The organism is Empedobacter sp. UBA7611, assembly GCF_002484365.1.
GTDB classification, from domain to species: Bacteria; Bacteroidota; Bacteroidia; order Flavobacteriales; family Weeksellaceae; genus Empedobacter; species Empedobacter falsenii_B.
Genome location: NZ_DLJR01000025.1, coordinates 1,309 through 15,073, shown reverse-complemented (window position 1 = coordinate 15,073; position 13,765 = coordinate 1,309). Strand labels below are relative to the sequence as shown.

The window sequence follows — 13,765 nt, the reverse complement described above, 5'->3', positions numbered from 1 at the left end:
TTAATGTAATGAGCTGTTTTGAAGGAGTTCAATATTCTATTAATAAATTCAAAACAGCAATTTTTAAAACTAATACAAAATGAAACAAAATAGTATAAAAGCAATTTTACTAACATTTAGCTTAATGCTCCTTTTAATGGTATTATATCCGTTAGCTATGTGGGGAATTGCCCAACTTTCTCCAAATCAAGGAAAAAGTTTTTTAGTTGCCGATAAAAACAATCAGCACTATTACGAAAATATTGGACAATCGTTTTCAAAAGATCATTATTTCTGGGGGCGACCATCTGCTGTAGATTACAATGCAGCAGGTTCTGGCGCAAGTAACAAAGGATCAAATAATGAAGAATATTTGCAAGAAGTTGAAAAACGCTTAAATGATTTTCTTCAAAAAAATCCAACGGCAAAAAAAGAAGACGTTCCTGTAGATTTAATTACGGCTAGTGGAAGTGGTTTAGATCCTAATATTTCAGTTCAAGGAGCAATTGTGCAAGTTGATCGAATTACAAAAGCACGAGGTTTAGATCCCGAAAAAGTAAAAGAATTGATTGATAACCAAATTGAAAAACCTTTATTAGGAAGTTTAGGTCCTGATAAAATCAATGTCTTAAAACTGAATATCGAATTGGATAAATTATCGAAATAATGAAAAAAATACTTGCTTTTGGTTCTTTTATTTTGGGTTTAAATATTCAAGCTCAAAACGATTCTATTCAGAAATTAAAACTTTCTGGTTATGCAGAAGTTTATTATACCTACGATTTTAATCAACCAAAAAACAATCAGCTTCCTAATTATTTGTATTCGTTTAATCGACACAATGAGGTGAATTTAAACTTCGGAACAATTCAATTGCAATACACTGATGAACGAATTCGAGGAAATCTTGCTTTAATGGCAGGAACTTATACGCAATCAAACCTTGCTTCAGAACCTGATGGTTTAAGAAATATTTACGAAGCAAATATTGGTGTCAAACTTTCAAAGAATAAAAACTTGTGGCTAGATGCAGGTATTATGCCTTCTCACATTGGATTTGAAAGCGCAATTGGTGCTAATGTAGCAACACTTACACGAAGTATTCAAGCAGAGAATTCACCGTATTTTTCAACTGGTGTTAAGCTGAGTTATATTTCGCCTAATAACAAATGGGCAATGAGTTTGCATTATTTAAATGGTTGGCAACGTATCAAGCGTCTTGATGGTAATTCAACACCAGCTTTTGGACATCAAATTACTTACACACCAAATGAAAAATTTTCGATCAACAGCAGTTCGTTTATTGGTAGCGATACTCCTGATTCTTTGCGTCAAATGCGTTATTTCCATAATCTTTATGCTGTTTTTAAACCTATTAAAAAGCTTTCAATAACCGCAGGTTTTGATATTGGTGCACAACAAAAATCGAAAGGATCAGACAGTTATAATATTTGGTACAGTCCTATTTTAGTTGGGCAATATACATTCAATGAAAAATGGTCTGCAACTGCACGTGCCGAATATTATGCTGATGAGAAAGGTGTAATAATCTCAACTGATTCACAGAATGGTTTCAAAACAGTTGGCTTTTCTTTGAATTTAGATCATTATTTTACAAATAATTTGATGTGGAGAACAGAAATTAGAAGTTTTTCGAGTAAAGATGATATCTATTTTCGAAATGATAAAAATGTATCAAATGAAACATTTTTCACAACTTCCTTAGCATTAAAATTATAAATGGAGAAAGAAACACAACATACAGCAGAAGACTTTCTTGCCTTGATTCGGAAATCGAAACGAGGCAAGTTTAAGGTATATATTGGAATGTGCGCTGGCGTTGGAAAATCGTATCGTATGTTGCAAGAAGCACACGAATTGCAAAAAAATAAGATCGATGTAAAAATTGGATATATCGAAACCCATAAACGTGTCGAAACAGAAAATCTTGTTATAGGATTAACGATAATTCCACGAAAAATAATTTACTACAAAGGTAAATCTGTCGAAGAAATGGATTTGGAAGAAATTTTAAGACAAAGACCCGAAATTGTTATTGTGGATGAATTGGCACATTCTAATGTTTTTGGAAGCAAACATGCAAAACGTTGGCAAGATGTGATGGAAATTTTAGATGCTGGTATCAATGTTATTTCTGCTGTAAATATTCAACATTTAGAAAGTTTGAATAATAGTATTTCCGAAATTACAACAATTGACGTTTCGGAAAGAATTCCTGATATAATTTTGGAACAAGCAGATGAGATTGTAAATATAGATTTAACAGCTGATGATTTAATTGAACGATTAAAAACAGGAAAAATTTATCCGAAAGATAAAATTCAAACGGCTTTAAACAACTTTTTTATTCCTTCAAATATTTTACAATTACGTGAATTGGCTTTAAAAGAAGTTGCTTCTCATGTAGAAAAAAAGGTTGAAACCGAATATGTATCATCTGTTTATGCAAAACCGTCGCGTTTTTTGGCATGCATTAGTAGCAATGATAAAAATGCCAAAACTGTTATTCGAAAAACCGCTCGTTTGGCTGGATATTATAATTCACGTTGGTTTGTATTGTACGTAGAAACGCCAAAAGAACATCCTAATAAAATTGCCTTGGACAAACAACGACATCTCATCAATAATTTAAAATTAGCTACAGAATTAGGTGCTGAAATTGTTAAGGTAAAGAATCAACGGGTTTCTACAGCTATCATTCAACAAATTGAATTGCGAAATATTACCACTGTTTGTTTGGGAAAACCAAAGTTAAATTTAATCCAGATTATTTTGGCTACGAATGTATTTAATCAATTACTAAAAAAACTATCTTCGTTACATGTTGATGTGATTATTTTATCAAAATGAGAATTAAAACTAAACTTCGCTTAGGATTAGGCTTGCTGTTTTTATTGATTGTATTATTGGCAGCTGTAGCAACTACGTCTATTTATTCATTGAAAAATGATACACAAAATATTTTGCATGATAATTACAACTCGTTGATTTATGCAAAAAGTATGATGCGAAATTTAAATGATGCGGAAAACTTTAATTCCAAATCGTTTGAAAAGCAATTAGCAAATCAAGAATTAAACGCAACAGAACAAGGTGAAAAAGAATTGAATCAACAGATTCGAGATAAATTTGATGCTTATAAAGAAGGAAATCATTCTCCAGAACTATTAAAAGATGTTAGAATTTCGCTTTTAGAAATGATGGAAATGAATATGCAAGCCATAGAAATTAAAAGTGAATTTGCTGAAAAGACCGCTAATCAAGCCATTTTATTAATCATTTTCACAGGTATCGCATGTATTTTTATAGCCTTTAATTCTTTAATGAAGATTCCGTCTAATATTGCAAATCCTATTCAAAAATTGACGAATAGTATCAAGGAAATTGCTTCGAATAATTACAAAGAACGCGTGTATTTAGACAAAAAAGATGAATTTGGCGATTTAGCACAATCTTTTAACACCATGGCTTCTAAATTAGAAGAATACAACGAAAGTCATTTAGCAACTATTCTTAAACAAAAAACAAGAATGGAAACGCTGATTAATAATATGCACGATGTTGTAATTGGTTTGGATGAACAAATGCAAGTAATTTTCGCGAATAATGAAGCTGTAAAAGTAACAGGATTATCTGCTAAACAAATGGTAAATAAGGCAGGTAAAGATTTGGCTTTGCACAATGATTTGATTCGATTGTTATTGCAAAATATCGAAACAGAAATTATAAAAGACGAAAAACCTTTGCAAATTGTAGTGGATGAAAAAGAACAATTTTTTACCAAAGAAATTTTTCATATCGAAATAATTCCAACAGGAGAAACGATAAAACAAGTTGTTGGGCATGTGATCATTCTTAGAAACATTACCGAATTTAAAGAACTAGATGCAGCCAAAACACGATTTATTGCTACAGTTTCGCATGAATTTAAAACGCCTATTTCATCTATGGAAATGAGTTTGCAATTGCTTCGAAATAAGCAAATAGGAACATTAAACGAAGAACAAAATGATTTGGTGACTAGTATTGACGATGATGTACATCGTTTATTGCGAATAACAAAAGAACTTCTTAACTTAACACAGATAGAAAGTGGTACAATTCAAATGAATAAAACAGAAGTTTTCCCAATCGAAATTGTAGAAAATGCAGTTAAAGCCAACCAAACTTTAGCTGAACAAAAGCATTTAATCATAGAAACGAATATTCCAAATCATTTAGAATCTATAAAAGTTGATCTTGAAAAAACAGCTTGGGTTTTATCAAATCTAATCTCAAATGCAATACATTATTCTCACGAAAATGCTCGAATTTGGATTACTATTGAACAAACAACAACCGAAACATCTTTCAAAGTTAAAGACGAAGGAATTGGGATTCCAACCGAATTTTTACCCAAAGTTTTCGACCGTTATTTTCGTGTACCAGGCACTCACAAAGAAGGTACAGGTTTGGGCTTGGCTATTAGCAAAGAATTTATCGAAGCTCAAAAAGGAACGTTGGATGTATTTAGCGAATATGGCGTTGGAAGCGAATTCGTGATGAGGTTATCACAAAAAGAATATTCATAAAATCTATTCTTTGAGTTATAAAAACAAAAAAAGCTTGAACAAATGTTCAAGCTTTTAGCGGAGAGTGAGGGATTCGAACCCCCGGAGGTGTGACCCTCAACAGTTTTCAAGACTGCCGCATTCGACCACTCTGCCAACTCTCCAACACAGCGTTTATTGCCGTATTGCGAGTGCAAATATAGAACGCTTTTTCGAATTTGCAAATAAAAATTTTTAACAATTATTTTACGAAAACGTTTTCGTAAAATTCAATTCAATTTAAATTAAACAATAAAATAATGGTTAATAGCTACTTATTAGTATTCATAAAATTTAAAATTTCCTATTAAAAATTTATTTTTTTTCTATATTTTAGTATTTTCGTAGGAATAGTTGTGTTTTTATGACAATAATTAGTTTTTGTAAAAAAAATGTACGAAATCGTTATAATTGATTACTTTTGCCAAGAATTAAGTAAATAAACACAAATAAATATTTATTAAATGAACCACTCTTCTTATGATCAACAACTTGCATCTTTCAATGAAATGAGCAAAAAGGTTGTAGAATTCATTAAAATTGTTTCAGATTTATGGTATGATCAATCTGTTGAATTGGTAATTTTCCGTAATCAATTAGTTGATAAAAACGTTAGTGACATCGTAAATCTACATCAATATGCTGAAGAATTTGTAGAAAAAAAGATTGCTATTGACGATACGTTAGCAATTGCTAAAGCTATTTCTGAAGCTAAATTACCAGCTTCTAGACTTGATGTTGGAAAATTAGCTAAAGAATATATTTCTGGAGATTACGCTTCGGCAGAAGCTTTTGTTGAAGAGAAATTAGGCGCAAGCAAAAATGTAAAAAGTGTTGAACCAAAAGATGTTGTTTTATACGGTTTTGGTCGTATCGGACGTTTATTAGCTCGTGAGTTGGCTTCTCAAATGGGAAAAGGTCAACAATTAAGATTACGCGCTGTTGTAACACGTGATAAAAACGATCCTGTTTTATTAGAAAAAAGAGCTTCTTTGTTACGTCATGATTCTGTACATGGTGATTTTGACGGAAACGTTGTAGCTGATCACGAAAATAATGCTTTAATCATCAACGGAGTTTCTGTTTACATGATTTCTGCAGCGCAGCCAGAAGATATTGATTATACTACTTACGGAATTAATAATGCTTTGATTATTGATAACACAGGTGTTTTTAAAGATGAAGAGGCTTTATCTCGTCATTTGAAATCTGTTGGTGCAGACAAAGTTTTATTAACAGCACCAGGAAAAGGTGTTCCGAATATTGTTTATGGTGTTAACCACGAAGAATATAGCCCAGAAAATGTAAATATATTCTCAGCTGCTTCTTGTACAACAAATGCTATTACGCCTATTTTGAAAGTTGTTGAAGATAATTTAGGTGTTGTAAAAGGACATTTAGAAACAATACATGCGTATACAAACGATCAAAATTTGGTTGATAATATGCACAAAAAATACCGTCGTGGACGTGCTGCTGCTTTGAATATGGTAATTACTGAAACTGGTGCTGGTAGTGCAGTAGCAAAAGCTTTACCAAGTTTAGCAGGTAAATTAACTTCGAATGCAATTCGTGTTCCAGTTCCAAATGGATCTTTGGTTGTCTTGAATTTAGAAGTTGGTAAAGATACATCTGTTGAAAATGTGAACAACATCATGAAAGATGCTGCTTTGAACGGAGAATTAGTAGAGCAAATTAAATATTCGTTGAACAATGAATTAGTCTCTTCGGATATCGTTGGAACTACTGCTCCATCTATCTTTGATAGTAATGCAACAATTGTTTCTGCAGATGGTAAAAATGTTGTGATGTACGTTTGGTACGATAACGAATATGGATATAGCCACCAAGTAATGCGTTTGGCGAAACACATTGCGGGTGTTAGAAGATATACATACTATTAATAGTATTTTTTCCCTTTATTTAAAATTAATCCACTAACTGAAAGGTTGGTGGATTTTTTTTGTAACATACTCGTTTAAAAACAGGTATATAAATTATTTATATTAATTTTGTTAATGTTATATTAATGTTAGTTACAAAAATTAACATTATTTTTGAACAACTAAAAAAAACATTTTATTTATGAAGAAATTTTACTTTAGATCATCCTTGCTAACTTTATTGTTATCAGGATTTGCTTTTGGGCAAGTAACTTTACCTTCGGGAGGTAGTTATACAGAAAACTTTGATTTAATTGGAACTGATTTACCTAATGGTTGGACTGTTAAAACAGGTACTTCAAACACTTCTAATGGGGTAAACGTAACATTTAATAAAGCAAAATTTGTTTGGAACAATACAACTGGTGCTTTCAAAAATTTCGCATCAGCGAATGGTTTAACAGCTAGTGCTTCAACAAATGTACAAAATGCAAGTACAGATAGAAGTTTAGGAGTTAGGCAAACAGGGTCATTTGGAACTACAAACGGAACTTCATTTGTTTTTCAGATAGCAAATACTGAAAATAAATCTAATTTTAAATTAAATTTTAAATTACAATCTTTAGATAGTTCATCTGAAAGAATAACGACTTGGAAAGTGGAATATAGTGTTGGAAATACATTAAACTTTGTTGCTTTACAAACTTTACCAGCTACATTAACAACAGGTGATTCAAAATTTACAAATCAATCGGTTGACGTTACATTACCTGCTGATATTGATAACCAATCTGGAAATGTTTGGATAAGAATAACAACTACTGGAGACGCTTCTGGTAAAAATAATAGAGCATCAACAGCTATTGATGATTTCAACTTAACGTGGGATGAAGCTTCTTCTAACTCTACAACATGGGACGGAACTGCATGGTCTAACGGAACGCCGGACCTTACAAAAGAAGTTATTTTACATGCAACTCCAACAGAAAGTTTTTCTGCTAAGAAATTAACAGTTGAGAGAGATATGATTATTCCTGCAGGAATTACAATTACTGTAGAAAATGAAGTTGTTAATCAAAATGATGTAACATTTAGATTCAGACACGGTGCTTATTTGATTCAAAAGAATAATAGCGCAGTAAATGTTGGTCCTGCAATGTTTGATAGATCATCAGCACCTATTTACCGTTTAGAAAATTTAATGTGGTCTTCACCAGTTATTAATCAAAATATTTTCGAAATTTCTCCAAATACTTTAACAAATCGTTTTGCAAGATTTTTAGAATCAACAAATGATTGGACAGAGAATGTAACAGCTGCAGATAATTTTAAAGCAGGAGAATTAATTTCTTTTAGAGCTCCTAATAATTATAATAATTATGGAGAAGGTGAAGCTCAGGTATTTGATAGTTCATTCAGAGGTCAATTATTTAATGGAGAAGTAACGATTCCTGTAACTAAAGCTTCTAAAGGAAATAATGCAGTAGGAAACCCTTATGCATCACCACTTAGTTTAGATGCTTTAATTGCTGCTAATACATCAGTAGGGATAAACTCTGTTTATGTTTGGACGCATTCTAAACCAATTGTAGATGGAGCATATCAAGGTTCTAACTGGGCTATTTATAATGGAACAGGATGGAATGATAATAGCGTAACTTCTCAAAATATTGATATTGCACAAGGATTTATAGTAAAAGTAGCAAACGCTGGTAATTTAGTGCTTAATAATGCGATGCGTACCTCAGCTAATGGTCCAGTTTATTACAAAGAACAAAAAGATAGATATTGGTTAAGTTTATCAAATAATCAAGGTAAAATAAATTCTTCTTTAATAGGGTATGTAAATGGATCGACAAATAAATTTGATCAAAATTTTGATGCTCAACCATTTGACAATAAAGCTGAAGGATTATATTCTGTTTTGAACAATGATTTATTTGTAATTCAAGGACGTGGAGATTTCAATAACGAAGATTCTTTTGATTTAACTTTCAATGTTAAAAAAGCAGGAACTTACCAAATCAATTTAGAAAAGTTTGAAGGTGTTTTCGAAAATCAAAATATCTATTTGGTAGACAAAAAATTAGATAAAGCATTTAATTTAAACGAATTAAAATCTTACTCTTTTGATACAGAAGCAGGTGAAATTAATGATCGTTTCTCTATAAACTATCAAAATAAAACATTATCTACGAATGATTTATCTAAAAAAGGATTAGTAGTTTATGCTCAAAATAAACAAATTACAATTTCATCTAAAGAATCAATTAAATCAATAAAATTAGTTGATATTTCAGGAAGACAGTTACAAAATATTCAAAACATAAATACAAAAAATTATGTAATCAATTTGAATGTAAATCCTCAAGTTGTTGTAGTTGTTGTAGAGAATACAAATGGTACAATTGAATCTAGAAAAGTAATTTTAAAATAATTAACGTATGAAAAATATAAAAAAAATAACTTTATTATTTTGTTTGATGTCTACTGTGACTTTTGCAAATACTGAAGAAGGTGGAATTCGTTTTTTTGAAAGTAATAACACTACTCAAAAAGCTGATGATACAGATGATCCAAATGGTCCACCTGCAGACAATGATCCAGATCCAGCACCAATCGATGATTATTTTCCTTTATTGGTAATTGGAGCAGGTTTAGTTGCTTTACGTTTCAGAAAGCAGTTATTAAAAAACTAATTTCTAAATTATATAAAAAAAGAAAGCTTCTCTATTTTTGAGAAGCTTTTCTTATTTTATCTGTTCCAAACTATTCGCAATTGCTTTATATAGAACTTCACCCATTCTTTCACAATTTTCATAAGATTGATCTTTATAAAACTTTGCAAAACCAGTTCGTAATTGTGCAATATTTTCTGGTTTAGAAATATGATCATTTTTCATGATTTTCATTAAATCACGAAAACGTTTCGAACTATTCGAAATTCTTTTCGAAATCAAGGATTTTACTTCTTTTCTATATTGATCGACAGAATTTGGTTTCAAGCGATTATTCACCAAATCAACCATAATTTTATTTTCTTTGAAATACTGTGGTCGATAAATTTTTAAATTTCCTTCATAACATTGTTGATCGAAATCTATTGGTCGAATTCTATAGATAACTTGATCAAAATCGTGAATTGGAATCACCACATAATTATACGATCGCATATCACCTAAAAGACCAATAAAACAGCGTTCATTGAACTTTACAAACTCTTTCGCAATCTGATTTTTCTCTAAATCATTACATTTATCCAAATAATTTTTGATAAAAACATCTCCTGGAATTCCTAAAATATGCTCTTCAATCAATGTATTTTTGTAGACCAAAAAATTGATTCGATGTGGAGACAAAATATCTTCTAATTCTAAACCATAAATACGCGAAGCATCTGCTTTTTTGATGTAAAAATTGGTATAATTATCATTCAAAATATTACGAACCCGAATACGAAAAGGTTTCGAATTTCCGAACGTACAATAATCAATAGAATCAACAACAAGATAAGGCAAAGACTCCTCATCTCCGTCTGAATGTAAGTAGGTGTAAATTCTGTTTAGACTATCTTGAATTTCCTGATGTTCCGAGTCGGTATAATAAACACCTAACCAATGCGTATCATTTCCTTCCTTATCTTCCAATGCTACACAACCCGAAAAACGCATCAAATCATCATATTCTACACTCGCTTTTGTTTTGCGATGATATTTCTCTAAATAATGATTTAATTCGTCACTCACAGGATAAATAGGCTTTCTAAACTCTATTTTTACATCTTTCATTTCATGCTTATTAGTCTATACGAAGATAGGTCTAAATTTATTTTTTAAAATTGTTTATTGGATTAATATTTGCTAAATTCAAGCATAATCTAAATCTAAATAAAATGAATATTCAGGTCAGAAATTTGACTCTTGAAGATTATAGTGATTTGACTGAATCTACAAAAGAAGCCTATCACAATCAGCTTGGAACTTGGACTGTCGACGAAATTAAAGAATTATTAGCTATTTTTCCGCAAGGTCAACTTTGTGTTGAAGTGGATGGAAAAGTTGTTGCTTCGGCATTAAGTATTGTGGTTAATTCGAAAAAAACGAATATCGAATCGAATTATGATACGATAACATCTAATGGTAAATTTTTAAAACATAATCCAGAAGGTGATGTAATGTATGGAATTGAAGTTTTTGTTCATCCAAATTATCGACAATTGCGCTTAGGAAGACGTTTATATGACGAAAGTAAAGCGCTTTGTGAAGAAATGAATCTAAAATCAATTGTTGCAGGAGGTCGTATTCCAAATTATCATAAATATTCGCAAGAATTATCTCCTAGACAATATATAGAAAAAGTAAAAAGTAAAGAAATTTATGATTCAACTTTAGCTTTTCAGATTTCGAATGATTTTAATGTCAAAAAAATCTTGAAAAATTATCTGAAAGATGATAAAGAATCCTTAGAATATGCCACTTTATTAGAATGGAATAATATTTATTACGAACCTGAATTGAAATCTAATTCACCAACAAAACGTACTATTCGTCTTGGTTTGGTACAATGGCAAATGCGTTTGTTTAATGGTTTGCAAGATTTTTATGATCAAATTGAGTTTTTCGTAAGTGCGGTGAGCGACTATGGTTCTGACTTTATCATGTTTCCAGAGTTTTTCAATTCACCATTGATGAGTCCGTATAATCACTTGAAAGAGATTGAGGCTATGCATCAATTAGCAACAATGACGAACGATATTGTGAAGAAAATTCAAGAATTTGCAATTACATATAATGTCAATATTATATCAGGTTCTATGCCACATCTGAAGGAAGGAAAACTATATAATACCTCATTTTTATGTCATCGTTCTGGGAAATTAGATTCGTATAGTAAAATACACATTACGCCAAACGAATTCAAATATTACGCATTGAATGGTGGTGACGAAATAAAAGTTTTTGATACCGACTGTGGAAAAGTAGGTTTGCTGATTTGTTATGATGTTGAATTCCCTGAATTGAGCCGTATTTTAGCTGATCAAGGAATGGAAATTTTATTTGTTCCGTTTATGACTGATACGCAAAATGGTTATACACGAGTACGTAGTTGTGCACAAGCGCGAGCGATTGAAAATGAGTGTTATGTGGCTATTGCGGGTTCTGTAGGGAATTTACCACGCGTAAATAATATGGATATTCAATATTCGCAATCGGCAGTTTTCACTCCTTCAGACTTTTCTTTTCCAAACAATGGAGTCAAAGCAGAAGCAACTCCGAATACTGAAATGGTACTGATTTCAGACGTTGATCTTTATCTTCTAAAAGAATTGCATGAGTATGGAACTGTAAAAACGATGAAAGATAGACGCAAGGATTTGTATGAAGTAAAACTAATAAAATCATAAAAAAAACCTCCAAATTGGAGGTTTTTTTTAGTTCTTATTCCCATTGGTTAGACTCGAATAAGAGCATAGACCTTAGGTTCGGTTAAGTATCTGTACTAAAATTAGAAATATTTTTTATAAGGGACAAATATTTTTTAGAAAACTTTGAACTTTAACATATTTCAATTTTGTTTAATAACTCTAATTCGAAGATTTGAATAAACTTTTCATTGAAATTATTTGAAACAAATTGATTAAAATAGATTTTTTTTCCATCGTTAGAAAAATGCGGAATTCCCGTTAATTCATTATTGATTTTTTGAACTTGATAGATTTGTTTAGATTTTTTTTCGGTTAAATCATTTAGATATATTTTATCATCAATAAAGTAAATAGCATATTTTCCGTCTGGTGAAAGATTAAATGGAGAGCTAATCGAATTTCCTAAAAAAGAATATTGAATAATTTCATTCGAAACTAAATTTGCACTAAATAATTGCGTTTTATCGAATTCATCTTCCATCAAAAAATAGATGATTTTTCCGTCAGGAGAAGAACGTAACCAATGTCTAAAATTGCTAATTCCTTTTTGAGTAAAAGTGATCCGTTTTTGCGAAATACAACTTGGCACATCTGGCAAAGTCGTTAAAGTTCCTTTTAAATTATCGTTTTCATCAAACCTTATTTCATTTGGAATTTCAGCAATAAAAATTTCCGTTTTCAAATTCCCTTTTTCATCACGCACATGTCCCTGAAATGCGATATTGTTTGTTGAGTTAATCCAACATTCATCAAAAGCTTTTTCGATTTCATCACTTCCATTTTTAGGATTTATCACTACTCTAGAAACGATAATCGAAAACATTTCACCAAAATTATTCTCTAATGTTTTATCAAAATCAACCTCAACTTTTTTGGGAAACATCATTCCAACCACTCGCTGATCTTTTATACTAGAATTGTGTTTGGATTCTTGTTCCAAGACATAATCGTTGTAAGTAAAACTAATCCAATTCTTCTCTTTTTGCCACGAATGCGAATGTGTTCCTCCACGCAAAGCACCATTTGTAAAGGGAAAATTTATATTTCGAGCATCCATAAAAATAGGCTGATTTGGAAATTCTAAATCAATTGCGACACCTGTCCTTCTTGTTGCCGAATACGGGTTTGCTTGATTCGCATTTCGAATACCATGAATAAAAATAACTTTATTCTCAATTTGTGAAAAAGAGGCTGCACCTACTCCAGGACCAAATTCTGTTTGACTATTTGTGGTATAAATAATTTTGGATTCGTAAGTTCTCGTGTGAAGTAAACAGATAGAAGAAGTCTCTCCTATTTTTGTATCATCATTACGTGTATCAAAAACAAGATAATTGCCATCAACCGATTGAATTTGATTATGATGAAGCGTATGTCCAAAATCATCATAAGTTAACTGCTTTACCATATCGTATTGTTTAATAATATTTTATTTACTTAATAAACATTTAACAATCAACTAAAAACGTAATTATTTGATTACTAGAAATATTTTATCATTCTTTATAAAATTTTTTACAAAACTGTATTTTATTTTTTTTTCTAGATTAATTATAATTGAAAATATAATTTTTTCAATGTTTTTATTTTCCTTAGTATAAGTTTTGTTAAACCTTAAACAACAAAGGTAATATTTAATGAAGATTTTGGAAAATCTACAACCAGAATTGATTCGCAATATGTTCCACAATCTGGAAATGATAACAACAATTAAATAGTTTTACCGGTAGTGTTTAAGATGTGTTGGTAACTCGTAAAAAACACAAAAACAATATTTTAACTATTGTGGATACGTCATATCCTCGTAGACTTTAAATATAATTATTTTAGTTTAGATTTTAGTATTCCATAAGGTGTTTTTCCTTTAA

10 protein-coding genes and 1 tRNA gene are annotated in these 13,765 nt (G+C 30.8%); 8 read left to right on the top strand and 3 right to left on the bottom strand.

Annotation, left to right across the window (positions count from 1 at the left end; all coding sequences use genetic code 11):
- Positions 1–79: 79 nt before the first annotated feature.
- From B3R94_RS03560 to B3R94_RS03545, 4 genes are read left to right on the top strand one after another with little or no spacing between them, the layout of a single operon-like run.
- The gene (locus tag B3R94_RS03560; RefSeq protein WP_280035958.1) at positions 80–646 is read left to right on the top strand and encodes a potassium-transporting ATPase subunit C; all 567 of its coding nucleotides are present in this window, start codon (positions 80–82) and stop codon (positions 644–646) included.
- The gene (locus tag B3R94_RS03555; protein WP_291098756.1) at positions 646–1,719 is read left to right on the top strand and encodes a porin; all 1,074 of its coding nucleotides are present in this window, start codon (positions 646–648) and stop codon (positions 1,717–1,719) included. Before B3R94_RS03560 ends, B3R94_RS03555 begins: the two co-directional genes overlap by 1 nt.
- Entirely contained in the window at positions 1,720–2,850 is a 1,131-nt protein-coding gene (locus B3R94_RS03550) for a sensor protein KdpD (protein WP_291098753.1), read from the top strand.
- A complete protein-coding gene (locus B3R94_RS03545; protein ID WP_291098749.1) occupies positions 2,847–4,571 on the top strand; it encodes a HAMP domain-containing sensor histidine kinase in 1,725 nt (574 codons plus the stop codon). The genes B3R94_RS03550 and B3R94_RS03545 overlap by 4 nt, the downstream gene beginning before the upstream one ends.
- 58 nt (positions 4,572–4,629) lie before the next feature.
- Here the strand turns inward: B3R94_RS03545 and B3R94_RS03540 are convergent.
- Positions 4,630–4,714: transfer RNA gene (locus tag B3R94_RS03540), tRNA-Ser, on the bottom strand.
- 339 nt (positions 4,715–5,053) lie between these two features.
- Here B3R94_RS03540 and B3R94_RS03535 point away from each other — a divergent pair.
- The 3 genes from B3R94_RS03535 (at position 5,054) to B3R94_RS03525 (ending at position 9,171) form a co-directional block, all read left to right on the top strand.
- Complete coding sequence (locus B3R94_RS03535) at positions 5,054–6,493, top strand: glyceraldehyde-3-phosphate dehydrogenase (protein ID WP_286502266.1); 1,440 nt, start codon at positions 5,054–5,056, stop codon at positions 6,491–6,493.
- 181 nt (positions 6,494–6,674) lie between these two features.
- Positions 6,675–8,909: a hypothetical protein gene (locus tag B3R94_RS03530; RefSeq protein WP_291098746.1), complete on the top strand. Its 2,235-nt coding sequence runs from the start codon at positions 6,675–6,677 to the stop codon at positions 8,907–8,909.
- Positions 8,910–8,916: 7 nt separating this feature from the next.
- On the top strand, positions 8,917–9,171 hold the full coding sequence (locus tag B3R94_RS03525; RefSeq protein WP_291098743.1) for a hypothetical protein: 255 nt from the start codon (positions 8,917–8,919) through the stop codon (positions 9,169–9,171).
- A gap of 51 nt (positions 9,172–9,222) precedes the next feature.
- Here B3R94_RS03525 and B3R94_RS03520 read toward each other — a convergent pair whose 3' ends face one another.
- Positions 9,223–10,260: a hypothetical protein gene (locus B3R94_RS03520; protein WP_291098741.1), complete on the bottom strand. Its 1,038-nt coding sequence runs from the start codon at positions 10,258–10,260 to the stop codon at positions 9,223–9,225.
- 104 nt (positions 10,261–10,364) lie between these two features.
- Here B3R94_RS03520 and B3R94_RS03515 point away from each other — a divergent pair, with 104 nt between their 5' ends.
- Positions 10,365–11,876 (top strand): carbon-nitrogen hydrolase family protein, encoded by a 1,512-nt coding sequence (locus tag B3R94_RS03515; protein WP_291098738.1) that lies wholly within the window; start codon positions 10,365–10,367, stop codon positions 11,874–11,876.
- A 151-nt stretch (positions 11,877–12,027) separates the two neighbouring features.
- Here the strand turns inward: B3R94_RS03515 and B3R94_RS03510 are convergent, their stop codons facing one another.
- The gene (locus tag B3R94_RS03510) at positions 12,028–13,305 is read right to left on the bottom strand and encodes a DUF3748 domain-containing protein (RefSeq protein ID WP_291098735.1); all 1,278 of its coding nucleotides are present in this window, start codon (positions 13,303–13,305) and stop codon (positions 12,028–12,030) included.
- Positions 13,306–13,765 lie beyond the last annotated feature (460 nt).

Coding starts and splice junctions, on each gene's coding strand:
- B3R94_RS03560 (WP_280035958.1), top strand. CDS start 80: ATGAAACAAAATAGTATAAAAGCAATTTTACTAACATTTAGCTTAATG.
- B3R94_RS03555 (WP_291098756.1), top strand. CDS start 646: ATGAAAAAAATACTTGCTTTTGGTTCTTTTATTTTGGGTTTAAATATT.
- B3R94_RS03550 (WP_291098753.1), top strand. CDS start 1,720: ATGGAGAAAGAAACACAACATACAGCAGAAGACTTTCTTGCCTTGATT.
- B3R94_RS03545 (WP_291098749.1), top strand. CDS start 2,847: ATGAGAATTAAAACTAAACTTCGCTTAGGATTAGGCTTGCTGTTTTTA.
- B3R94_RS03535 (WP_286502266.1), top strand. CDS start 5,054: ATGAACCACTCTTCTTATGATCAACAACTTGCATCTTTCAATGAAATG.
- B3R94_RS03530 (WP_291098746.1), top strand. CDS start 6,675: ATGAAGAAATTTTACTTTAGATCATCCTTGCTAACTTTATTGTTATCA.
- B3R94_RS03525 (WP_291098743.1), top strand. CDS start 8,917: ATGAAAAATATAAAAAAAATAACTTTATTATTTTGTTTGATGTCTACT.
- B3R94_RS03520 (WP_291098741.1), bottom strand. CDS start 10,260: ATGAAAGATGTAAAAATAGAGTTTAGAAAGCCTATTTATCCTGTGAGT.
- B3R94_RS03515 (WP_291098738.1), top strand. CDS start 10,365: ATGAATATTCAGGTCAGAAATTTGACTCTTGAAGATTATAGTGATTTG.
- B3R94_RS03510 (WP_291098735.1), bottom strand. CDS start 13,305: ATGGTAAAGCAGTTAACTTATGATGATTTTGGACATACGCTTCATCAT.